General features: G+C 68.3%; 19 protein-coding genes. 11 read left to right on the top strand and 8 right to left on the bottom strand.

Features of this window, described 5'->3' with window-relative positions:
- Positions 1 to 6: 6 nt before the first annotated feature.
- The 3 genes from rnr to BUF17_RS01845 are packed head-to-tail and all read left to right on the top strand — an operon-like array spanning position 7 to position 3,106.
- Positions 7 to 2,337 (top strand): ribonuclease R, encoded by a 2,331-nt coding sequence (rnr, locus tag BUF17_RS23145; protein WP_073625495.1) that lies wholly within the window; start codon positions 7 to 9, stop codon positions 2,335 to 2,337.
- Positions 2,334 to 2,753, top strand: coding sequence for a DUF983 domain-containing protein (locus tag BUF17_RS01850; protein WP_073625494.1), 420 nt, complete (start codon positions 2,334 to 2,336; stop codon positions 2,751 to 2,753). Before rnr ends, BUF17_RS01850 begins: the two co-directional genes overlap by 4 nt.
- Before the next feature lie 53 nt (positions 2,754 to 2,806).
- Entirely contained in the window at positions 2,807 to 3,106 is a 300-nt protein-coding gene (locus BUF17_RS01845) for an acylphosphatase (RefSeq protein WP_073625493.1), read from the top strand.
- 102 nt (positions 3,107 to 3,208) lie between these two features.
- Here BUF17_RS01845 and BUF17_RS01840 read toward each other — a convergent pair whose 3' ends face one another.
- Together BUF17_RS01840 and BUF17_RS01835 are read right to left on the bottom strand one after the other, a co-directional pair.
- On the bottom strand, positions 3,209 to 3,916 hold the full coding sequence (locus BUF17_RS01840) for an SDR family oxidoreductase (RefSeq protein ID WP_073625492.1): 708 nt from the start codon (positions 3,914 to 3,916) through the stop codon (positions 3,209 to 3,211).
- Between the two features lie 21 nt (positions 3,917 to 3,937).
- Positions 3,938 to 6,091: a molybdopterin-containing oxidoreductase family protein gene (locus tag BUF17_RS01835; RefSeq protein WP_084563787.1), complete on the bottom strand. Its 2,154-nt coding sequence runs from the start codon at positions 6,089 to 6,091 to the stop codon at positions 3,938 to 3,940.
- A gap of 733 nt (positions 6,092 to 6,824) precedes the next feature.
- Between BUF17_RS01835 and BUF17_RS01830 the strand changes: the two genes are divergently transcribed.
- Together BUF17_RS01830 and BUF17_RS01825 are read left to right on the top strand one after the other, a co-directional pair.
- The gene (locus BUF17_RS01830; RefSeq protein ID WP_073625491.1) at positions 6,825 to 7,466 is read left to right on the top strand and encodes a helix-turn-helix domain-containing protein; all 642 of its coding nucleotides are present in this window, start codon (positions 6,825 to 6,827) and stop codon (positions 7,464 to 7,466) included.
- Positions 7,467 to 7,864: 398 nt separating this feature from the next.
- Positions 7,865 to 8,977: an AI-2E family transporter gene (locus BUF17_RS01825; RefSeq protein ID WP_084563785.1), complete on the top strand. Its 1,113-nt coding sequence runs from the start codon at positions 7,865 to 7,867 to the stop codon at positions 8,975 to 8,977.
- Positions 8,978 to 8,982: 5 nt separating this feature from the next.
- Here the strand turns inward: BUF17_RS01825 and BUF17_RS01820 are convergent, their stop codons facing one another.
- A complete protein-coding gene (locus BUF17_RS01820) occupies positions 8,983 to 9,777 on the bottom strand; it encodes a bestrophin-like domain (RefSeq protein WP_073625490.1) in 795 nt (264 codons plus the stop codon).
- Between the two features lie 951 nt (positions 9,778 to 10,728).
- On the opposite strand from BUF17_RS01820, the gene BUF17_RS01815 reads away from it, so the two are divergent.
- The 6 genes from BUF17_RS01815 (at position 10,729) to BUF17_RS01790 (ending at position 17,486) form a co-directional block, all read left to right on the top strand.
- Complete coding sequence (locus tag BUF17_RS01815) at positions 10,729 to 12,771, top strand: NAD(+) synthase (protein ID WP_428977621.1); 2,043 nt, start codon at positions 10,729 to 10,731, stop codon at positions 12,769 to 12,771.
- Between the two features lie 18 nt (positions 12,772 to 12,789).
- Positions 12,790 to 14,883, top strand: coding sequence for an ATP-dependent DNA helicase RecG (recG, locus tag BUF17_RS01810; RefSeq protein WP_073625488.1), 2,094 nt, complete (start codon positions 12,790 to 12,792; stop codon positions 14,881 to 14,883).
- Between the two features lie 139 nt (positions 14,884 to 15,022).
- Positions 15,023 to 15,715, top strand: a complete 693-nt coding sequence (locus tag BUF17_RS01805) for an HAD-IA family hydrolase (RefSeq protein ID WP_073625487.1) — start codon at positions 15,023 to 15,025, stop codon at positions 15,713 to 15,715.
- Entirely contained in the window at positions 15,712 to 16,548 is an 837-nt protein-coding gene (locus tag BUF17_RS01800) for an ATP12 family chaperone protein (protein ID WP_073625486.1), read from the top strand. The genes BUF17_RS01805 and BUF17_RS01800 overlap by 4 nt, the downstream gene beginning before the upstream one ends.
- 99 nt (positions 16,549 to 16,647) lie before the next feature.
- On the top strand, positions 16,648 to 17,070 hold the full coding sequence (locus BUF17_RS01795) for an ATP-binding protein (protein ID WP_073625485.1): 423 nt from the start codon (positions 16,648 to 16,650) through the stop codon (positions 17,068 to 17,070).
- 68 nt (positions 17,071 to 17,138) lie between these two features.
- Complete coding sequence (locus BUF17_RS01790; protein ID WP_210215376.1) at positions 17,139 to 17,486, top strand: STAS domain-containing protein; 348 nt, start codon at positions 17,139 to 17,141, stop codon at positions 17,484 to 17,486.
- 59 nt (positions 17,487 to 17,545) lie between these two features.
- Here the strand turns inward: BUF17_RS01790 and BUF17_RS01785 are convergent, their stop codons facing one another.
- The 5 genes from BUF17_RS01785 to BUF17_RS01765 are packed head-to-tail and all read right to left on the bottom strand — an operon-like array spanning position 17,546 to position 23,198.
- Positions 17,546 to 18,667, bottom strand: a complete 1,122-nt coding sequence (locus tag BUF17_RS01785) for an alanine racemase (protein ID WP_084563783.1) — start codon at positions 18,665 to 18,667, stop codon at positions 17,546 to 17,548.
- The gene (locus BUF17_RS01780; protein ID WP_175563584.1) at positions 18,664 to 19,383 is read right to left on the bottom strand and encodes a GNAT family N-acetyltransferase; all 720 of its coding nucleotides are present in this window, start codon (positions 19,381 to 19,383) and stop codon (positions 18,664 to 18,666) included. Before BUF17_RS01780 ends, BUF17_RS01785 begins: the two co-directional genes overlap by 4 nt.
- Positions 19,361 to 20,431: an ABC transporter substrate-binding protein gene (locus tag BUF17_RS01775; protein WP_073625483.1), complete on the bottom strand. Its 1,071-nt coding sequence runs from the start codon at positions 20,429 to 20,431 to the stop codon at positions 19,361 to 19,363. The genes BUF17_RS01780 and BUF17_RS01775 overlap by 23 nt, the downstream gene beginning before the upstream one ends.
- On the bottom strand, positions 20,428 to 22,488 hold the full coding sequence (locus BUF17_RS01770; RefSeq protein ID WP_073625482.1) for an MFS transporter: 2,061 nt from the start codon (positions 22,486 to 22,488) through the stop codon (positions 20,428 to 20,430). The genes BUF17_RS01775 and BUF17_RS01770 overlap by 4 nt, the downstream gene beginning before the upstream one ends.
- An 11-nt stretch (positions 22,489 to 22,499) precedes the next feature.
- Entirely contained in the window at positions 22,500 to 23,198 is a 699-nt protein-coding gene (locus BUF17_RS01765; RefSeq protein WP_073625481.1) for a hypothetical protein, read from the bottom strand.
- Positions 23,199 to 23,345 lie beyond the last annotated feature (147 nt).

Genomic DNA, 23,345 nt, shown 5'->3' with positions numbered 1-23,345 from the left:
GCGGCAATGGCATCTCCCCGCAAAGGCTCGGCCGAGGGGGAGTTTCCGTCCCGGCAGGAAATCCTGACCTATCTGCGCGAGCACCCGGGCGAGGCGGGCAAGCGTGAGCTTTCCCGCGCGTTCGGCATCAAGGGCGCCGCGCGGATCGCGCTGAAGCGGATCCTGAAGGAACTGGAAGCCGAGGGGCTGGTCGAGAAGCGCCGTGGCCGCCTGATCCAGCCGGGCGACCTGCCGCCCGTCGCGGTTCTGGCCGTCGTCGAGCGCGACGCCGACGGCGAACTCGTGGGTGAGCCCGTGGCGTGGGACGCCTCGAAGGGCGCTCCGCCGCGCATTCCCATCATGGCCGAGCGCCGCCGCATCGTCGGCCCCGCTCCCGGCATCGGCGACAAGGTTCTGGCCCGCCTCGTCGAGCCGCCGCCGGGGCTGGAGGTCGTCCGCGTCGGACGGGTAATCAAGGTGATCGACCGGCGCGCGGACGCCGTGCTCGGCATCGTCCACAATCCACCCGGCGCACCGGCGCCGCGCGTGCTGCCGGTGGACAAGAAGCGTGCCCAGGAACTGGAGATCGAGCCGGACGGGCTTGCGGGCGCCGAAGATGGCGACCTCGTCTCCGTCAGCGTGACCCGCGTCGGCCGCTACGGTTTGCCCCGCGCGCGCATCGTGGAACGGATCGGCTCCTTCAAGTCGGAACGCGCGGTCTCGATGATCGCGATCCACACCCAGGGCATCCCGCACATCTTCCCGGCGGAGGTGCTGGCGGAAGCGGAGGCGGCCCGCCCGGCGACGATGGCCGGCCGCGAGGACTGGCGGAAGCTGCCGCTCGTGACCATCGATCCGCCGGACGCCAAGGATCACGATGACGCGGTTCACGCCGAGCCGGACGAGGCGGACGACAATGCCGGCGGCTGGATCGTCACGGTCGCAATTGCCGACGTCGCCTATTACGTGCGCACGCGCTCTGCCCTCGATCGCGAGGCGCTGATCCGCGGCAACTCGGTCTATTTCCCGGACCGCGTCGTGCCGATGCTGCCGGAGCGCATCTCCAACGATCTCTGTTCGCTGAAGGAGAACGTCGACCGCCCTGCCCTCGCCGTTCGCATGGTGTTCGGCAAGGACGGACGCAAGCGCTCGCACACCTTCCACCGCATCATGATGCGCTCGGCGGCGCGCCTCGCCTATGCCGAGGCGCAAGCCGCGATCGACGGATTTGCGAGCGACCGCACCGGCCCGATGCTGGAACCGATCCTGAAGCCGCTTTGGGAGGCCTACGCGGTCCTCAAGCGTGGCCGCGACGCCCGGGAGCCGCTCGATCTCGACCTGCCCGAGCGCAAGATTCTTCTGAAGACGGACGGCACGGTGGACCGCGTCGTCGTGCCGGAACGCCTCGATGCCCACAAACTGATCGAGGAGTTCATGATCCAGGCCAACGTCGCGGCCGCCGAGACGCTGGAGCGGCACCGCATCGGCCTCGTCTATCGCATCCACGACGCGCCTTCGCAGGAGAAGCTGTTCTCGCTGTCGGAGTTCCTGTCGACGCTCGACTTCAAGCTCGCCAAGACCGGCAACCTGCGCCCGTCGCAGTTCAACGGCATCCTGGCGCGCTTCGCCGACACGCCCAATGCCCACCTCGTCAACGAGGTGGTGCTGCGCTCCCAGAGCCAGGCGGAATATTCGCCGGTCAACATCGGCCATTTCGGCCTGAACCTGCGCCGCTATGCCCACTTCACCTCCCCGATCCGCCGCTATGCCGACCTGATCGTCCATCGCGGGCTGATCCGGGCGCTCGGCCTTGGCGCGGACGGCCTGACGGAGGAACAGGAAGCGCGGCTCGACGCGATCGGCGCGGACATATCGGCGACAGAACGCCGCGCGATGGCGGCCGAGCGCGAGACAATCGACCGGCTCATCGCGCTCTGGCTGTCCGACCGGATCGGCGCCCGGTTCACCGGCCGCATCGGCGGCGTCACCAAGGCCGGGCTGTTCGTTACGCTGAACGAGACCGGGGCCGACGGCTTCGTGCCGGCCGCCACGCTGGGCGCGGATTATTACCACTTCGACGAACCGAGCCGCGCGCTCATCGGCCGCGCGACGGGCGAGACGTTCCGCATGGGCGATCCGATCGAGGTGCGCCTCGTGGAGGCCGCGCCGTTCGCCGGCGCTCTTCGGTTCGAGGTGCTGAGCGAAGGCACCCACGGCACTCCGACCCGGCTGCCGCGGGGCCCGATGCGGCGGCCCGGCGGAGCGGCAGCGGTTGCGCGAAGCCACAAAGCGGGCAAAGGTGGCGCGTTCGAAAAGGGTAAAAAGCCGGGTAAACCCGGTGGAGGCAGAAAGCGATGATCGAATATGGCGGAGCGACGGTGCCGGCAGTGGTCGAGCGCCGGTCGCTCGCGACGGCGATCCGGCACGGCCTTTTCGGCCGCTGCCCGCATTGCGGTGTCGGCCGGCTGTTCAAGGGCTACCTGACGGTCGCCGACCATTGCAGCGAATGCGGGGAGGCGTTTCATCACCACCGCGCCGACGATGCGCCGCCCTACATAACCATCTCCATCGTCGGACACCTGATCGTCGGTCTGATGCTGTCGGTCGAAGTCGCCTGGCATCCGCCGCTCTGGGTTCACACGGCGCTCTGGGTGCCTCTCACAATCATCTCGGCCCTCGTCCTGCTGAGGCCGGTCAAGGGCGCGGTCATCGGGCTGCAATGGGCGCTGATGATGCACGGGTTCGATCCGAACGCGCCGAAGGAAGACGAATGACCGCGGCGCCGGTTGGAGCCGCCGTCGCTGGCAAGCATGGGAACAGAGGATTGATGTCGACCGGCACTCCATCCGAGGATCGGAAATGCGTTCACGTCCTGGTCGAGGGGCGGGTGCAGGGCGTGGGCTACAGGGCCTGGGCCGAGCGTCATGCCCGCCAGCGCGGGCTGCAGGGCTGGGTACGCAATCTCAGCAACGGTGCGGTCGAGGCGCTGTTCTGCGGACCGCACGAGAAGGTCGACGACATGCTGAACGCCTGCCGCATCGGCCCCTCGGCTTCGGCGGTGCTCTCCATCAAGGTCGAGGACGCCGAGCCGGTGGCCGCGCGCTTCGAGATCCTGCCGACAAGGTAAGGTGAACGGCGACCGTGTTTAAGGCGTTCGCCCCGCAACGGTCGCCCCTCCCATGCGGAACGCGGGCGCCTCTCAGGGCGCCCGACAAGCCCCTCGCCGCTATCAGATCGCGGCGACGAGGCCGCCGTCCACCAGAACGTTCTGTCCTGTTACATAGGATGAATCGTCCGACAGCAGGAACGCGACGGTGCTCGCCAGTTCGTCGACGCGGCCATAACGTCCGGCCGGAATGCGCCGCATCCGGTCTTCCTTGGCGGGAAGGCTGTCGATGAAACCGGGCAAGACGGCATTCATCCGGATGTTCTCGGCCGCATAGCGCCGCGCGAACAGCTTGACGTAGCTCGACAACGCGGCCCGCAAGGCAGCGGAGACCGGGAAATCCGGATCCGGCTCGATGGCGGCGAACGACGACACGGCGACGACGGAGCCGTGTCCCTGCTTCTGGAACTCCGGCACAAGCAGCCGGGCGAGACGGACCACAGGCATCAGCAAGAGGTCCAGTCCCTCGTGCCAGACCGCGTCGGGAATGGCGACCAGATCGCCCTTGCCGGAATGACCGGTCGAGATCACCGCACCGTCGATATGGCCGTACGCGTCCAGCGCCACCTGAACGAGGCGCCCGAGATCGGCGGAGTTCGCGATGTCCCCGCGCACGCCGATACCGCCGAGTTCGCCCGCGAGCCGCTCCACTTCCTCCGAGCGCGCGAACAGGACGACCTTCCACCCGAGTTCGGCGAGACGGCGGGCGGAGCCGCCGCCGAGCCCCTTGCTCGCGGCCGTGACGATCGCAACCTTGGCTTCCTCAGACATTCTGCACCTGTGATCGAGGGATTATTCGGCGGCGTCGAACGCGGCGCCGCCCGCCGAAGCGGCCTCGCCGACGCCCGGCCGGATGCCGGCCCGCTTCAGCCACACCCGGTTGTCGTGGAACGCGGCACCGCCATAGGGCGCCACGGGATCGGCCCCGGTCAGCACGTTGATGCCGAAGCCTTCCTCGAAGGCGCCGTTCGGCCAAAGACCTTCGGAGATCAGCACGCCCGGCTGCATCGATGCGGCGACGGCGGCATGGATCACGAGACTGCCGCGTTCGTTGCCGATGCGCACGCGGTCGCCGTCCGCAATGCCGAGCCGATCGGCATCCTTCGGATGGATCATCACCGTCGGCCGCTTTTCCTTCGCCACCGAGGACGGGGTCTGGTTGAAGGTGGAATTGAGGAACGAGCGCGCTGGCGCAGTGACCAGCCGGAACGGTTCGGCGGCGGTCGGCAGTTCGATCACCGGCCAATAATCCGGCAGCGAGGGCATCTCGGCCCATGGCCCCATCGGGCCGGCATTCTCGTTCTTCACCCGCGTCCAGTCCGGCTTGAAGCGGAACTTGCCGTCGCCGAAGCCGAACCCCTTGAGATAATGCGCCTCCTCGAACGGCGGCTGGCAGTCGCGCCAGCGGTTCGCCTCCAGTTCGTCGAGCGTGCCGAGCCGGGAATGACGCAGCATCCAGTCGATGTGCTCGCGCGGCGTCATGGCGAAGCCGGCGTGCTCCGCGCCGAGCCGGCGCGCGAGCTCGACCACGACCTCGTGATTGCTGCGGCATTCGCCGGGCGGTTCGATCAGCTTCGGACCGAAATGCAGATACTGGTTGCCGCCGCCCTTGTAGATGTCGTCGTGCTCGACGAAGGTCGTGGCCGGCAGCACGATATCCGCCATCATCGCCGTCTCGGTCATAAACTGCTCGTGGACCGCGACGAACAGATCTTCGCGGGCGAAGCCGCGGCGGACCCGAGCCTGTTCCGGACACACCGAAACGGGATTGGTGTTCTGGATGAACATCGCCGCGACCGGTGGCCCGCCCAGCAAGGCGTCCGCATCGCCCTCCAGAACTGCCCCGATGCGCGACTGGTCGAGACGGCGGGTGCTGCGATCCACGACGTCGAGCCCTTCGATCATCGTCTTGTTCAGGGAATAGATCGCGCCGTTGTTGTGAAACGCACCGCCGCCCTCGTGCTGCCAGGAGCCGAGCACGGTCGCGATGGATGCCGCCGCGTGCATGCCGACAGACCCGTTGCGGCCGCGCGTGAAGCCGTAGCCGAGGCGGAAGAACGTGCGCGGCGTGCGGCCCACCAGCGCGGCGACGGCCTCGATCTCGTCCACGCCGAGCCCGGTGATGGCCGCCGCCCACTCAGGGCTGCGCGTCTTGAGGTGCGCCTCCAGTTCGTCGGGACAGTCGCTGAACGCCGCGAGATAATCGCGGTCGGCATAGCCGTCGCGGAACGCGACGTGCATGATCGCGCAGGCAAGCGCCGCATCGGTGCCGGGCTTCAGGATCAGCGCGATATCGGCCTGACGCGCAGTCTCGGTGCGATAGACGTCGACCACGACGATCTTGGCGCCACGGGTTTTGCGCGCGCGGATCGCATGGGTCATGACATTGACCTGGGTGGCGACGGCGTTCGTTCCCCAGATCACCACGACGTCGGCAAGCGCGATCTCGCGCGGGTCCGGCCCCGCGAGGCGACCGGTGCCGGCGATGTAGCCGGTCCAGGCGGTGTTGGTGCAGATGGTCGTGAAGGTGCGGGAATAGCGCTTGACGTGGCGCAGCCGTTCGAGGCCGTCGCGCTGCACCAGGCCCATCGTACCGGCATAGAAATAGGGCCAGACGGCCTGTGGCCCGAGCCGCGCCTCGGCCTCGAGAAGCGCATCGGCGGTGCGGTTCAGCGCTTCGTCCCATGATATTTCGGTGAACTGGCCGCTTCCCTTGGGGCCGGTGCGCATCAGCGGCTTCATAAGCCGGTCGGGATGGTGATTTCGCTCCGCATAGCGCGCGACCTTCGCGCAGATGACCCCGGCCGTATAGTCGTTGTCGCCCGCCCCCCGTACACGGCCGATCGCATCACCCTCCACCTCGATCTCGAGCGCACAGGTCGACGGGCAGTCGTGCGGACAGGCCGAGGAGCGGATCACCGGGGCAGTCATAACCGGCGCATTCATGATGGCAGGGCCTCGTCATCGGAACTTCGAAACGCCGGTCTCTCGCGGCGCGCTCGCAAAGAGCCTCACCGCACATCGAATGCGGCACCACCGCGGCGGCCGCGCCGCCTCGCGCACCCGGCGAGGCTGTACCGCGAGGCGATGCAGCGAGTCCCAGGACCGGGCGCAAGAACACGCGCGGCCGGAGGATAGAGGATCGATCCGCCACTTTGAACCCGCTCAGGCGTCGCGCCCGCCGCGGTCCGGAGATCGCCATGGGATCGGATTCGCCCGGCCCTGATGGATGGTATTCACCAAGATATACAACCTTGACGACGCGACATGCCCCGCTTCAAGCTCTAAATCGACGAACCGCGCATCAATCCACACCTTCGTCGGCACTGAATCTGTATACAATCCGACACCCCTTCCCCTTTCCTCTTCAGAAGAAAGAGCCCTACGAGGCCTGCCGCTTCAAGACGGCAGCATGTAGCGACTTGAGAGAATCCTGAAAAAATGAGTACCTAAACGATCGTTTTAACGCGGCGGAATTTTGTATAGTGGAAATCCCATTTTTTTGCTATAGTCTCAAACTTGAACGAGTGGTCATCTCCGGAGATGCATTTCGGCGCGACCTTTTCGTTACTTTCGGTTCAATGTGAATAAAGTGTTTGCATACACTTGAAAAATTCGTCGTGATGAGAACATTCGCACCACGCGGGAACGTTGCCTGTTTTGTCGTTTCGAGGTCGGTATGCGCCAGGCGAAGAGTGAAAAGCGGGACGAGTTCTCGATGAGGAGCGAAGGTCCGCACTCTCAGGAGGATTCGGGCGAGACCTCCGCGACGATCCTGGCATCCATCGGGATGCGGATCCGGGAGGCCCGGCAGGCGCGGGGCATGACCCTGCAGGCGCTGGCGGATATGTCGGGTCTCAGTCCGTCGATGCTGAGCCTCGTCGAGCGCGGCCGTGCGTCGCCCTCGATCGGCTCGCTGATCGTGATCGCGAGCGCGCTCGAAATCTCGATGGCGGACATCATCGTCGGTGACGCACCGTCGACCGACAATCCGGTGGTGCGCTCCGGCGAGCAGCGCATCGTCGAGACGACGCGGCATGTGGTCCGCCGCCTGATCCGCGAGGATCGCACGCGCGGCGTGTCGATGGCGATCGACGAATACGGTCCGAGTTCTGGGCAGGTGGACCGCTCGCCGGCGCATCACGACGGCTTCGAGTACGGTTACGTGCTGGAGGGGCAGCTGACGGTCGAGATCGACGGCGTCGCCCACCATCTCCAGGCCGGGGACACCATCTGCTATTCGGGCCGGCGCCGTCACAAGATCACCAACCACGGCCGCCAGAAGGTGCGGACACTGTGGTTCAAGGTCGACCGTGACTGATCGCGGCGGATAGGCCTGCTCGGCCGGCGCTCTGCCCCGATTCCGCCGTGGTCGCGCGGTTAACGTGCGGCTTCGGCGTACCATACATGCGGAAATGGAACTGGCTTTCTGTCCGTCCCCTGCTTCCCGGCTTCGAATTCGGTCGGGAAGCGCGATTGTTCCGGTCGCCTGTCGCGCCGTGTGCGGCTAAAAGATGCAAACGGCACCCATAATGGCGGTCCGCCCCGGACTGCCCCGCGCGCGTTATTCCCTTCGGCCTGCAGGCGGCTCGACCGTTTTCGCGATGCCGGCCGGACGGCGCGCGGACCGGAGGATCGACCAACGTGAGTGAGCGCGCCCACCCGATTCATCCGAGGGAACTTCCGCCGCCTCCGCCCCCGGAGCGCGATCCCGCCAGCATGCCGCTGATCGCGCCGCGCGCCGTGGCGCGCTGGCTTCTGGTGCTGGTGCTTCTGGCCGGCGTCTATTTCTTCCGTGGCTTCCTCGTTCCGGTGCTCGGCGCGCTGGTGATCGGGTTCGCGAGCTGGCCGCTCTACCGCCGGCTCATCGCGCTGTGCGACGGCCGGCGCGCGATTTCGGCGACGATCGCCCTCCTCATCATCCTCGTCGTTCTGGTCGCGCCCATCTCGCTGGCGCTCAGCTACGCGGTCGACGAGATCCGCCACTCCATCACGTGGGTGATGGCCCTCAACAAGCACGGCGGGCCGGTGCCGGACTGGATCCGCGCCATGCCGTTCGTCGGCGACTGGCTGTCGATGCAGTGGGCGGAGCACGTCGGTCGGCCCGGCGCGCTCGGCGAACTCGTGCAGTTCGTCAGCGGCGAAAACATCGCCAGCGTCTACCACTTCGCCCTGGTGGCGGGCGGCGGCGCCTTCAACCTGTTCCTCACCCTCCTGTTCATGCTGATCGCGCTGTTCTTCGTCTACAAGGACGGCGAGGCGTTCGGCCAGCAGCTCGACCGGTTCGGCGAGCGCATCCTGCCGTCGCGATGGCAGACCTTCTCCCGCGTCGTGCCTGCCACGATCAGCTCGACCGTGACAGGAATGGGCCTGATCGCCATCGGCGAAGGCGTCGTGCTCGGTGTCGCGTACTGGCTCGCCGGAGCGCCCTCCCCGGTCACGCTCGGCGTGATCACCGGCATCATGGCGCTGATCCCCGGCGGCGCGCCGCTGGCCTTCACGCTCGTGTCGCTCTACCTGCTCGGCAATGCCCAGTTCATCGCCGGCACCGCCCTGTTCGTGTGGGGCACGGTGGAACTCTTCATCGTGGACAAGACGCTGCGGCCGAAGCTGGTCGGCGGCCCGATCAAGCTGCCGTTCCTGCCCACCTTCTTCGGCCTCATCGGCGGCGTGAAGACCATGGGCTTCCTCGGCCTCTTCATCGGCCCCGTGCTGATGGCGCTTCTCGTCGCGATCTGGCGGGAATGGTTGCGCGAAGCCGACGTCGCGCTCGACCAGCGCCGCGACCGCGACGACCTGCGCCGCCGCCACCGCGCCGCCGAGCGCGAGTGACGCGGCTACCGCGTGATCGTGGCGACCGCGTCGACCAGCGGCCCGTATGACACGCTGAGGAAACCTCCGAACGGCGTGTCCATGTCGAGGATGGCGAACATCGCGGAGGCGATCGAGAGCGCGCACAGCAGCATGCCGGTGAAGGCCAGCGCGTTGCGGGGCATGCTGAGCCCGATGCTGAAGAACACGATCATCAGCCAGAACACCATCACCGAATAGAACTCGATCGAGATCGACGTCTGGCTCTCCGACCAGAGCTGCCAGCGCAGCAGGATGACGTGCCGTCCCTGCTCGATCGCAATATCGCGAAGCTCGTGCTGCAGCGGCGTATGCGGCTGGAGTTCCAGCACCGACAGCTTGATGTTCTCGAGCGCGTCGCCGACGTTCGGCTTGTCCAGGCCCTCGCCGGCTGAGGTCGGCGGCCCGCCGCGCAATGCCGCGGGCAGATCGGAACTCCGCCAGGTCTGCGCGATCACCGCTTCGGCATAGCCCGCGAGCGCGGTTCGGATGGCAGCGGTCTCGGGGCCGTACTCGGCCATCGTGCGGTCGAACTCCACGAGCGAACTGCTGAAATTGTTGACGTCGGTGCTGACGGCATCGAACGCGGTCTTGGCCGATGTGGTCAGAAGCCCGAGCACGATGGCGGCGAACGTGACGAGCATGCTGACGAAGATCTGCAGGAGTTCGATCACCTCGCGGTTGAGGTGACGTTCCGACAGATAGGGCCTGACGATCACCCCCCCCGCCGATGCGGCGAGCAGGATGCCGAACAGGACAACGGCAGACAGGATCTCTGTCACTAGGAAACCTTTCCTGTCACGCCGTCCGGGCGCCGAGCCACGCCGTCCGGGTGCCAAGCCACGCCATCCGGGCGCCAAGCGGAGCCATGGCCGCAGCGAAGCGCCGCTTGCCGCATCGGCCGGCGTCTCAACCCGCCCCGCGACATCAGGGGCAGGCCGGGATTCGCCCGACGGTCCGAACAGTCGCACACACAAGCGTGAACGGACAGACCGGCGAGGTCCGACGGTGTGACGCCGGGAGAATCTGCCTCCCGACAGGGCGAGTCGACAGGGCGAGTGCGCGAGGCGCGCCCCCCTGCCGGGATGGTTCTCCGCAGACAGCACGACGGGACCCGGCAGGACGGGTCCGAGCAGGACGGACTTGACGTCCTAGCCGCCTATACAGGCTATAATGATACTTATAGTGTAATTTATACCTTGCTTACAATTCAAGCGGTTTAATCACACAAGCTATTGATATATCTCATGAATTCTTAATCGATCATCCGGAATGGCGGCCGCCGGCGCGTGGGCCGCCCAGCCCGGCTGTTGTCGAGACGCCGCTACTCCGGCTCCATAGAGGGCGATCATGAAGCGCGCGATCGCGACACGTGCGCCATATGCGCGTGATGTACCGACATCCGCAAAGGCCTGCATAATTGACGCCCGCACGCATGGTCGCCCTGGTGGCCCGGGCCATCCATTCCCCCCTAACGGCCTGCAGACTCGCTTCCTTGGCATCCGCAGACGCATCACTCGGGGCGGACGCCCGCGCTGGCGATCCATCAGCGTCATGCACTCGCGACGTGGGCTCACGATCCTGCCTCGGGGCCGATGATCGCCTCAGCCGGCGGATGTCTTCCCAAGGAAGCGCCGGGCTGGAAGCTGGATGTCGCCTCCGCGAGCCTGTAATGATCGGGGCGACACGTCATCACGCGGCCCCGAAACGGCCCAGGATCGCGACCCGCCATGATGGATTTCCACTCGCTTTACTCTCACGACTTCGTTCGTGTGGCGGCCTGCGTCCCACGGGCGTCCGTGGCGGAGCCGACGTTCGCGGTCGAGGAGACGCTGGCGCTCGCGGCAACCGGCGACCGGACGAAGGTCGCGGTGATGCTGTTTCCCGAATTGGGAATATCGTCCTACGCGATCGACGACCTGTTGTTTCAGGACGCGCTGCTCGAAGCCGTTCATGCCGCGCTCGGCCGCCTGATCGAGGCCTCCCGCACCCTGTTCCCGGTGCTGGTGGTGGGCGCGCCCGTGCGCCATGGGCCGCGCCTTTTCAACACGGCGGTCGTGATCCATCGCGGCGCGGTGCTCGGCGTGGTGCCGAAGGCCTATCCGCCGAACTATCGCGAGTTCTACGAGCGGCGTCATTTTTCCTCGGGGCTCGATGTCAGGGGCGAGACCATCTCGATTGCCGGCATCGAGGCGCCGTTCGGCATCGACCTGCTGTTCCGCTCGGCGGGCACCGTGCCCTTCACGTTCCACGTCGAGATCTGCGAGGACGTCTGGGTGCCGCTGCCGCCGTCGACGCGGGCAGCGCTCGCCGGCGCGGAGGTGCTCCTCAACCTCTCGGCCAGCAACATCACCATCGGCAAGGGCGATACGCGGCGCCTGCTCTGCTCGGCCCATTCGATGCGCACCGTCTCGGCCTATGTCTATTCGGCCGCCGGCCCCGGCGAATCCACCACCGACCTCGCCTGGGACGGGCAGGCGGCCGTGTTCGAGAACGGCGCCCTGCTGGCGGAGACCGAGCGCTTCGCGACCGGCGCGACGATGGCGGTCGGCGATGTCGATCTCGGCCGGCTCCGTCAGGAGCGGATGCGGCTCAACACCTTCGGCGAATGCGCCGTCGACGAACTCAGGCGGGCACCGGCCTTTCGTAGTGTCGAGTTCCACCTCGATGCGCCGGCCGAGACCGTGCCGCTGCAACGGATCTTCGAGCGCTTCCCGTTCGTCCCCTCCGACCCGGCGAAGCTGCGGGAGGACTGCTACGAGGCCTACAACATTCAGGTGCAGGGCCTTGCCAAGCGGCTCGCGGCGGCGCGCGCGCAGCACGCCGTGATCGGCGTCTCCGGCGGGCTCGATTCCACCCAGGCCCTTATCGTCACCGCCCGGGCGATGGACCGGCTCGGCCTCAGCCGGTCCAACATCCTTGCCTACACCCTGCCCGGCTTCGCCACGTCAGAGGGCACCAAATCCAATGCCTGGGCGCTGATCCGCGCCATCGGCGCCACCGGGGCGGAAATCGACATCCGGCCGGCGGCACGGCAGATGCTGGCCGATCTCGGCCATCCGTTCGCGGACGGTCAGCAGGTCTATGACGTCACGTTCGAGAACGTCCAGGCGGGCCTGCGCACCGACTACCTGTTCCGCCTTGCCAATCAGCACCGCGCGCTCGTCGTCGGAACCGGCGACCTTTCCGAGCTCGGCCTCGGCTGGTGCACCTTCGGCGTCGGCGATCACATGTCGCATTACAACGTCAACGCCTCGGTGCCGAAGACGCTGATCCAGCATCTCATCCGCTTCGTCGCCGCCTCCGGCGACGTCAGCGCGGAGACGATCGAGGTGCTGAACGCGATTCTCGCGACCGAGATTTCGCCGGAACTGGTGCCCCAGGACGCCGGCGGCGCGATCCAGTCGACGCAGCAGATCGTCGGCCCATACGCGCTGCAGGACTTCAACCTGTTCTATCTGACGCGCTACGGCTTCCGGCCCTCCAAGATCGCGTTCCTCGCCGAGCGGGCCTGGGCCGATCCCGATCGAGGCGCGTGGCCGAAGGACGTGCCGGAGGGCGACCGCCGTGCCTATGAACTCGGCGAGATCCGCCGCTGGCTCCGGCTGTTTCTCCAGCGGTTCTTCGCCAACCAGTTCAAGCGCTCGACCCTGCCCAACGGTCCCAAGATCACGGCGGGCGGCTCGCTGTCGCCGCGCGGCGACTGGCGCGCGCCGTCCGATGCGGCCGCGGACGTCTGGCTCGCCGAGTTCGACGCCAACGTTCCGGAAGCCTGAGTCCGCCGGAGACCGCGGATGCGTCCCGAAATCCTCAACCCGCTGTTCCGCTCGGTAACGGCGCTGAAGGGCGTCGGCCCGAAGCTCGGCGAGGCACTTGCCCGTCTCGTCGCGCCGCCCGACCGCGAGGCCGTCGTCGCCGACGTGCTGTTTCACCTGCCGAGCGGCATCGTCGATCGGCGGCGGCGCCCGGGCGTCGCCCGTTCACCCGAGGGCGCGGTGGTGACGCTGCACGTCCGGGTCGATCGCCACGAACCGCCACGCGGGGGCCGCGGGCCCTATCGGGTGTTCGCCTCCGACGAGACCGGCGAGATCGCCCTGGTGTTCTTCCACGCCAAGGCGGACTGGCTGGAGCGGCTGCTGCCGGTCGGCGCGACGCGCTGGGTGTCCGGCAAGGTCGAGTGGTTCAACGGCCGGCCGCAGATGGTCCACCCCGACCACGTCGTCGCCGAGGACGAGATCGATTCGCTGCCCGCGGTCGAGCCGGTCTATCCGCTCACGGAGGGCATCGGCCAGAAATCGGTCGGCCGGGCCGCCGCCGCAGCGCTGGAGGCCCTGCCGGCCGGCCTGGCGGAATGGCAGGATGCCGCCTGGATCGAACGGAAGGGCTGGCCGCCCTTCGCCGGCGCTCTTGCCCGCCTGCACCGCCCGCGGGGTGAGGACGCCGAGGAAGCCGCGAGCCGCGCCCGGCTCGCCTATGACGAGCTTCTCGCCAACCAGCTTGCGCTCGGGCTGGTGCGTGCCCGCGCGCGGCGGACCGTCGGGCGGGTGCGCAAGCCGACCGGTGCGCTCTGCGACCTGATCCGGGCGGCCTTGCCTTTCGCCCCGACCGCCTCGCAGGAACGTGCCATCGCTGAGATCGCCGCCGACCTCGCCTCCCCGAATCGCATGCTGCGGCTGCTCCAGGGCGATGTCGGTTCGGGCAAGACCCTCGTCGGCCTGTTCGCCGCGGCAATGGCCATCGAATCGGGGTCTCAGGCCGCCCTGATGGCGCCGACGGAACTGCTCGCCCGCCAGCATCATGCCGCGATCGCGCCCTATGCCGCAGCGGCGGGCATCGAGGTGGCGATCCTGACCGGCCGGGAGCGCGGGCGCGACCGCGAGGCGACGCTCGAAGGGCTGGCCTCCGGCCGTATCGGTCTCGTGGTCGGCACCCACGCCCTGTTCCAGACCGACATCGCGTTTGCCGACCTCGCGCTCGCCATCGTCGACGAACAACACCGCTTCGGCGTGCACCAGCGCCTCGCGCTCACCGCCAAGGGGCGCGGCACGGACATTCTGGTGATGACCGCGACGCCGATTCCCCGCACGCTGGTGCTCGGGATGTTCGGCGATATGGACGTCTCTAAGCTGACGGAGAAGCCCGCCGGCCGGCGCCCGATCGACACCCGCGTGCTGCCGACCGACCGGATGGACGATCTCGTCGCCCGGCTGCGCGCCGCCGTCGCCGAGGGCCAGAAAGCCTACTGGGTGTGTCCGCTGGTCGAGGAGAGCGAGGCGAGCGATCTCGCGGCCGCGGAAAGCCGCCGCACCGCGCTCGCCGAAACGTTCGGCCCCGTCGTCGGCCTCGTCCACGGCCGCCAGAAGGCCGCGGAGAAGGACGCCGCCATGGCCGACTTCCGCGAAGGCCGCACGCGCGTGCTCGTGGCAACGACGGTGGTCGAGGTCGGGGTCGACGTGCCGGATGCGACCATCATGGTGATCGAGCATGCCGAGCGATTCGGCCTCGCCCAGCTTCACCAGTTGCGCGGCCGCGTCGGTCGCAGCGACCGCCCGTCGACATGCCTGCTGCTGTTCCGCCCGCCGCTCGGCCCCACCGCCGAGGCGCGCCTCAGGATCATGCGCGAGACCGAGGACGGCTTCCTGATCGCGGAGGAGGATCTCCGGCTGCGCGGCGAGGGCGAACTGCTCGGCACCCGCCAGAGCGGCGCGCAGAGCTTCCGCATCGCCGATCTCGCGCTCCACGCCGATCTGGTGGAGGCGGCGCGCGACGATGCCCGCCTCGTGCTCGCGACCGATCCGGACCTCATCGGCCCGCGTGGCGCCGCGTTGCGCGCCCTGCTCTACCTGTTCCGGCGGGACGAGGCGATCCGCCTGCTTCGCTCCGGCTGAGCCGTCGGGCTTTGCTTGACGGAGCCGTGGTGCTGGCCCATGACGCTCGCAGACAGGCGACGGCGCAGCCCTCGCTGACTCGGCGCGCGCGCGCCGCAGATCGAGGGCGCCCGCGCACGAAGCCGCGGACAGGAACGCGATGGATCTCATTCTCTTCGACGTCGACGGCACGCTGGTCGATTCCCGCGCCTTCATCGTGGGGGCGATGACGGCCACCTTTCACGATGCCGGCCTGCCGGCGCCGCCACGCGACGACATCCTCGGCATCGTCGGCCTCTCGCTGCCGCTCGCGATCGCAGCGCTGACGACACCCGCCCAGCAGCCGCTCGTCGACGGGCTCGTCGAGGGCTACAAGACGCATTATCAACGGCTGCGCGTCGAGATGCAGGACGGCGAACCCCTCTATCAGGGCGCGGTCGAGGCGATCGAGGCGCTTGCCCGCCGCGACGACGTGCTGCTCGGCATCGCCACGGGCAAGTCGATGCGCGGCCTCGACCACATCCTTGCGACCCACGGGCTTCGTCACCACTTCGTGACCTTGAACACGGCCGACAACGCCCCCTCGAAGCCTCACCCGGCAATGGTGTTCAACGCGCTGCGGGAAACGGGTGTCGAAGCCGGCCGCACGGTGCTGATCGGCGATTCGAGCTACGACATGCAGATGGCGCGCGCCGCGGGCATCCGTGGCATCGGGGTGTCTTGGGGGTTCCAGCCGGCCCAGGCCCTGCACGACGACGGCGCGGCGGTGGTCATCGACCGCTTCGCCGAGCTGGAAGACGCGCTGGCGGCGCTGCTCGGCTGGCCCCAGGCGATCGTGGAGAAAACGCCATGAGCGAGAATCCGTTCGAGGCGCTTTCCGCGCCGACAGGCGAGGAGCGCGACGGTACGGCCGCGGAGAAAGCGTTCCGTTCCGAAAAGCCGCAGCGCGTGAAGCGATTCTATCGCGGCGCATCGGCGTCGGCGAATGAAGCGGGCGACTTCGTGGTGCTGCTCGATTCGCGGCCTTTGCGGACGCCGGGCAAGGCGATCGTGCGCCTGCCAACGGAAAGCCTTGCCGCGCTGGTGGCGGCGGAGTGGGAGGCGCAGGCGGTGGAGGTCGACCCGGCCACCATGCCGCTGACACGGCTCGTCAACGCCGCCATCGACGGCGTGGAGGGCAATGTCGCCCCCGTGCGGGACGAGATGATCCGCTATGCCGGCTCGGACCTGCTCTGCTACCGCGCGGACGAGCCGGAAGGCCTCGTCGCCATGCAGATGGCGGCGTGGGACCCGATCCTGGCCTGGGCGGAGACGGCTTTGGGCGCGCGCTTCGTCCTCGCCGCGGGCGTGATGCCGGTCGAGCAATCGGAGGGCGCGATTGCGGCGGTGGACCGCGCGCTTCCGCAGGCGCCCGCGCTGCTCGTCGCCGCCCTGCAATCGCTGACGACGCTCACCGGCTCGGTGCTCGTGACTCTGGCGCTGCATCATGGCCGCATCGGATTCGACGAGGCATGGAACGCCGCCCACATCGACGAAGACTGGAACATCCGCCTCTGGGGCGCCGACCGCGAGGCTGCGGAACGCCGCCGCTTTCGCGAGGCGGAGGCCCGTGCGGCGGCCGCGGTGGTCACGTCCCTGCGCGGCAATGCGCAAGGGAGTGGAAAAACGCGCGCAGCCGGGGAATGATGGGGCCGGGCCGGCAGCGGCAGGCGGGCGAGCGGCAACGCCCGACGCTGCGGGCATGGAACGGCGATATTGCGGCTCCGCGCGGATAGGCATGGTTTGATGGTGGACGCGATCGATCTGACGGTCCCGGCCGAAATCGGCGCCCTCGATGCCGTTCACGACTCGATTCACGCCTTCTCCAGACGCCACGGCCTGGCACCGCGCACGAGCTATGCGCTCGAACTCGTGGTAGACGAGTTCATGACCAACGTCGTCGAGCACGGCTACGAGGGCCTGGAGCCGGGACCGGTCTCGCTGCTCGTGACCATGGTGGACGGCGTCATCCAGGGCGAGATCGCCGATGAGGGCCATGCCTTCGACCCGACGGCCGCACCGGAGCCGGACATCACCTCCGATGTCGCCGAGCGTGCGGTGGGGGGCCTCGGCGTGCATCTGTCGAGACATCTGCTCGACAGTCTGGATTATCGCCGCGCCGGCATCCGCAACATCGTGCGCTTCCGACTGACGCCCCAGCCGACCTGATCGACCGACCGGCGGCAGGCGCGCCGAAGAATCCCGCCGAGCGTTACACCCCGAGGAACATCGAAGACATGACTGCCCTGACTGTTGAAGAAGATCGCATCGGCAAGGTTCTGGTCGTCAGCCCCACGGGCCGGCTCGACAGCGGTACCGCCAAGGATTTCGATACCCTGCTCGCCGGCCGCATCGCGGAGGGCGAGACCAGCCTTCTGCTCGATTTCACGAACCTCGATTACATCTCCAGCGCCGGCCTGCGCGTGGTGCTGCTCGCCGGCAAGCGCACGGGCGCCGGTGGCGGCAAGACCGAACTGTGCGGCCTCGGCTCCTCAATCCGGGAGGTGTTCGAGATCTCCGGTTTTCTGTCGATCTTCAAGGTCTACGAGGACCGCGCCGCCGCGACCGCCGCGCTTTCGGCGTAAGACCCGCCGCCGAAGGCCGCGCGGCCTTCGGCGTCAGCTCTTCTCAACTACAAGCCTTCTCAGCGATAGACGCGCGGCAGGCCCCGGGCGAGGCGGATGAGAACGTCGTTGCCGATGGTTCCGGCATCGTCCGCCAGCATCTCCAGCGGAACGGACGGGCCCACGATTTCCGCCCTCGTCCCCTCGCAGACGGCGCCCGTCGGCAGGTCGGTGACATCCACGGCCGAGAGCCCCATGGAGAGGCGGCCGATATAAGGCGCCTTCATCCCATCAAAAGCGACATGAGCACGCCCGGGCACGGTGCGCGGCAGACCGCAGCCATAGCCGATCGCCAGCGTCGCCAGCCGCGAAGGCCGCTGCGTCGCGACATCGCCGCCATAGCCGATGGATGCGCCGGCCGGCACCTCGACGACGCGCAGCACCGGTGCCGAGATTTCGAAGGCCGGCGTGACGGGCTGGCGCACCGGCAGGCTCGTCTGCACCCCGAAGAGGGCGCTGCCGACCCGGCCGGTATCGAAATGAAACGCGGGCGCGTGGAACACGCCGGAGGAACTGACGACGCTGAGGCGCGCGGACGGCCCCGCCGGCTCGATCGCGGCACGGAGCCGCGCGACCTGCGCGGCGTTTTCCGGTGCATCCGGGCGCGCGAAATGAGCGAGCTGCGTGAGCCACAGCCCCACATCGAGACGGGCGCGCAGCCCCGCATCGCCCGCCAGCCGGTGGAGCTCTCCATCGGTGAGCCCGAGCCGCATCAGGCCGCCGTCCGCCATCACGGCAACCGGCAGGCCGTCGATACAGGCTCCGGCCGCCGCCTCGACATCGGGCCAGGACGACAGCACCGGAACGATCCGGTTGGCGGCGAACGCGATCGGACCGTGGCCGGCGAGACCGTTCAGCGTGTAGATCGCCGCGTCGGGCAGCGCCTCGCGAAGGCGCAGGGCTTCTTCGAGCCACGCCACCCAGAACAGGGTGCATCCCGCCCGCCACAATGTTTCGGCCACCGGAATGAGGCCGAGCCCGTAGGCATCGTGCTTGACGACCGCGCCGAGCGCCCGGCCCTGAAAGGCCGCCCGTGCGGTGCGCCAGTTCGCGGCGATCGTGCGGAGATCGACCGTCACGGTCGCCATGCGGGACAGCTCGTCTATCGTCCCGGGACTGCGCTCCGCCTGCAGGATGGTCACTCGACCGCCTCCCGCTGCGCCGCCGCGCCGAAGCCGATCTCGACCCGGCCGTCAGAAGCGACGCGCTGGGCGACACCGATATGGCCGGAGGCGAGATGGCGGCGAACCGCATCGCTTTCGTCGGCGGCGCACCAGAGCGCCGGCGCGATCGCCTCACGGTCCGGCTGGCGGTGCAGGATGAACCTCAGCAGCCCGCCATATTTCTCCGCGAGATCGACGATGACGAACCCCTCGGCAAGAAGATTGGCCCAGCTCACCGGATTCTGCGGCGACGAGGTCGAGAACAGGTGCCGGTATCCGGCCGCCGCCGCAAGCGCCACCCTCCGGCGCGCAAGAAGCCTCTGCAGGCCGCGGCCGCGATAGCCTTGGGCGACCGCAGCGCCGGCGAGTTTGGCCACCGGCTCGGAAGCGCCGACGCCTAGAGCCCGGCGCGGCACCCCCTCGGACGAGAGGTCGTACTGAAGCACACCATAGGCGATGAGATCGGAGCCGTGCCGCACGCCCAGAATGCGACCGCCGCCTCCGAGCAGCATCGCGAAGAACTCCCGCCGTTCCGGCTTCACGATGCCCGGATCCGGCAGCCCCGCCATCCCGGCGAGATGCAGCGCGAAAATCGCGTCGATATCGTCCGGGCCGAGTTCGCACCATTCCAGCCCGGTATCGCCCTGGCCGCCTGCCGGGATGACGGTAGCGTCAGCTGACAATGACTTCGGCATAGTTCAGCATCGCAAGCGGCGGATAGAGGCCGAGCCGCGAGGCGACCGGCATGTTCACGATGAAGGAAAAGCGCTTCAGCGTTTCGACCGGAATGTCGGCCGGCTTGATTCCGTCGAGCAGAATCTTCTCGGCCTTCGAGGCGGCGAGCTGGCCGACCGAATAATAGCGGCACACGAGACCCGCAACGGCGACGCCGGCGTGGATGGAGAGTTCGGCGGCGCCGAAGCACGGCAGCTTCTGCGCGATCGCCGCCGGACCGAGGATGTCGTAGATGGTGCCGAGAAAGGTATCCGGAAGAAGATAGAGCCAGTCGACCCCTTCGCTCTTCATGCGGGCGATGGCCTCCGGCACGCCCTCTGCCGTCGGCTTGCCGGCGGTATCGACGGCGAAGGTCTGCGTGACCAGCCGGAAACCCATCGTAGCCGAGAGCCCGCGGAGCTGCTCGACCAGCGCGACTGAGTTCTGTTCCCCCTGGGAATAGAGCACGCCCACCGTGTCGAACGACCGGTAGGACTGCATCGCCCGCATCTGCGCATCGAGCGGGACGACGTGGAACGCGCCGGTCACGTTGCGGCCGGAGGACTCCAGCGCCGGAACAACCTTGGCCTGGACCGGCGCCGCGACCATGGAGAACACGACGGGGATGTCCGTGATGGGCTTCTTGTCGCCCGGGGCATCGTACTGGCCGACGGTCGCCAGCGTCACCGGCGTACCCCAGGTGTAGATCAGATCCGGCTTGGTGGCGCGGATCTCGTCGATCAGCGCCGGCATCTTGGAAAGGTCCCGCCCGATGTCGCGCGAGATGATCTCGACGGGGATCTGGCGCTGGGCGAAATAGTCGCGGAAGCCCTGCTCGGCCTCGGTCTCGCCGCGGTAGGTGATCATGAAGATCCGATGCGGCTTGCGGTCGGCGCCGGCATCGCCGACATCGGCTGCGAAGGTCGGCCAAATGCCGCCGCCGAGCATCGCTCCGCCGCCCGAAAGTCCGGCCGCGAAAAGAGCGAGCGCACGCCGCCGACCGATCTTCCAGTCGCCCTCCCCCGTCATCGCCCTGCCCTTTCCATGATCCGGCCGCCGACGCCGGCCTTGCCACTCCCGCCTTCGCCCCGGTCGCCGCCCGCAATGCCGGCGGCGCGTTCCGCGGCCATTGCGGCGGCGAACGCCAGCGATCCGACGGCGACGAGCGTCCCGATCACGCCGAACGCGATCGTGACGCCGTAGCTCGCGAGCAGCCACGCGGCGAGCGCCGGTCCGACGGCGCTGCCGAGCCGCTCGACGAGTCGAAACACACCATAAAGCGTTCCTTCCGACAAATCAGGGGCAAACCGGCGGCCAAGTTCGCCGACGAGCGCCGATTGCGGCGTGATCGACAGCGCCTGCCCGAGGCCGAGCTGAAGCACCAGGATCGCGGCGCCCCAGGGCTCTGGCCACAACAGCGGATGGATCACAGCCGAGGCGGCCAGCAGCCCGCCGGAGACCACGAACAGCGGCCTGCGCCCGCCCTTGTCGCTCCAGCCCGCGACGAGCGGCACGAGTACGAGCATCGACAGCGCATAGAGCATCAGCACCCGGCCGATGGCGGCTTCGTCGAACCCTCGCCCGCCGAGCACCACCGGGATGAGGAAGAACGAGAGGCCGGCGAGCACGAGCTTCGCCGGGAACGCACTGCCGACGAGCAGCGCCGCCATGGCCGGACGGCGCAGCACGGCGCCGATCTGGCGCAGCCCCACCCCGGCGACCCGCGCGTTCGGATGGATGCGGTCCTTCGGCAGCGTCAGCCGCGCGCACAGGAAAGCCGCGAACGCGACGGCGCCGCAGACCAGGAACGCCGCGCGCGGCCCCAGCCTGTCGGCGATGATGCCGCCGATCGGCGGCCCGCACAGCGCGGCGACCATGATGGCGGTCACCAGCAGCGCCAGGCCGCGGGCCCGGTTTCCGCCCGCCGTGTTGTCGATGATGACGCCCTGGGCGCCGACGAACACCGCCGCGTAGCCGATGGCGACGAGCGAGCGGAACACCAGCAGCGGCACGAAGCCGGTCGAATAGGCCGTTCCCACGAATCCGGCGACCGCGATGGCGGCGCCGAGACGCATCGCGCGGCTTCGTCCGAACCGCTCCGTCAGGCCGCCGAGCCACGGCTGGCTCAGCGCGACGATCGCCATGAACAGCACGATGGGCAGGCTGATCGCGAGCTCGTGGGAAACGGCGGTCATGCCTTCGGTCAGATGGGCGGTGAAGCCCGGCAGGAACGGGCGCGTCATCTCCTCGGCGAGGAAGAACAGGAACAGCGGCATCCGCACACGTCGCATGACCGGGGAAGGATCGGGCCGCTCCGCCATGATCCGGAAGCGGTCGTTCAGCGCATCGAGTTCGGCCAGCATGGCCTCGTCGCCGTCTCGCTCGGCCTTGAGGCGCAACGCCTCGTGACGGGCCCGCACCCAGGCGACGCGCTCGTCGACGGCAGCGATGGCGCGGGCAAGACCGCCCGTTCCCCCGGCATCGGCGTGGCGCGAGAGATCGCCGCCGCGAAGGGCATCGAGCCGGTGCCCGAACGCCCGCATCGCCGCGCCCGCGTCGAGGCCGAACACGAAGGTCAGCACCTCGAGCGTCACCAGGATCGAGGCGAGCAGCACCACGCCGATATCGAGCCAGAGATCGCGCATCAGGTCGGCCGCGACCGTGTCCGGGATACCGACGATCACGGTGGCGATCGCCGTGCCATCCGGGGCCTGAACGGCGCTCGACGACAGGTTCATGTCCTTGGGCATCACGGCGACCGTCGGATCCGCCGGGGGCTCCCGCGTCACCAGCGCCTTCGGAACCCCGCCCGGCGACATCACAGCCAGCGCGCCATATTGCGGATTTTCCGCAAGCGTCGCGCGCAGCACGTCGTCCACGCCCACCATGTCGTCCAGCGTCATGCCGTAATCGTGGGCAGCCGTGATGAGGCCGCCGATCGAGCGCGCTGAGACTTCCGCCTTCGCATGCAAGGCCGGCAGGATGATCCGCTCGGCCGACTGCACCGTGCGCAGCGCAACGAAGGCGATGGCGGCCATCAGGATCGCCGCCAGGATCGAGAGGACCAGAACGTCGAAACGACGCATCGTGCCGCCCCTCATGTCTGCGCCGGGCGGGCCGGACGGCCGCCGATACGGTCGTGCTCCACCTCGATCGCGGTCAAGGCCCAGCCGACTTCAGGCGAAAGCCGGCCGGTCGGCGGCAATGCGGCTGCCGGCTCGTCGTCGTGCCCCGCGGCGTCCAACGCATGGGCATAGAGCCTGCGCAGCGGCAGCAGAATGGCGAGAACGGCCAGCACCAGCGCCACAGCGCAGGCCATCGCGGCCGTTGTGAAGACATCCCACGCCAAACCGTCGAGATTGCGGTCGATCGCCGCCTGCGATGCACGGACCATCACGTCGCCTTCGTCGAGACCGAAGGGATTGTCGATCCGCGCCCGGCGCACCCTCGCCTCGGCCTGATCGGCCACGAAGGCCGTGCCGATGCGGGCGGGCGTGCTTGAAAACAGGATGGTCCCCCCGCCGTCGGCGACGTCGATGGACAGGAGGTCGGGATCGGCGGCGCGCTCACGCGCGAGAACGCCGTTCAAGGTCTGTTGCCCCGCGAGCGGAATGCCGAGCGACAGCGACTTCTCGGCGGTCGCGTCGATGCGGCTCGCGATCTCGCTGAGGCGCGAATCGATCAGGCCCAGATAGCTCATGCGCGCGCTGCCGAAGCAGAGATACGCGCCGAAGGCGATCGCGGCGACCGTGACCGGCAGCACCGTCGACAGGAGAATGGCGGCTAGACGGCCCATTGTCTGGATCGATCCGAAGTGCACCGGCGATACCGCCGGAAGACCCCGCCCATCCGGCAGGACGAGCGCGCCGCCCGCGCGGACGACGACGCCATATTGTCCGGAATCCGGGCTGCGGCCAACAGCTTGCCTGAGACGAAGGCGGCC

Source organism: Pseudoxanthobacter soli DSM 19599 (genome assembly GCF_900148505.1).
GTDB classification, from domain to species: domain Bacteria; phylum Pseudomonadota; class Alphaproteobacteria; order Rhizobiales; family Segnochrobactraceae; genus Pseudoxanthobacter; species Pseudoxanthobacter soli.
The sequence above is the reverse complement of the archived record's forward strand: the minus strand, read 5'-3'. Positions and strand labels throughout refer to the sequence as shown.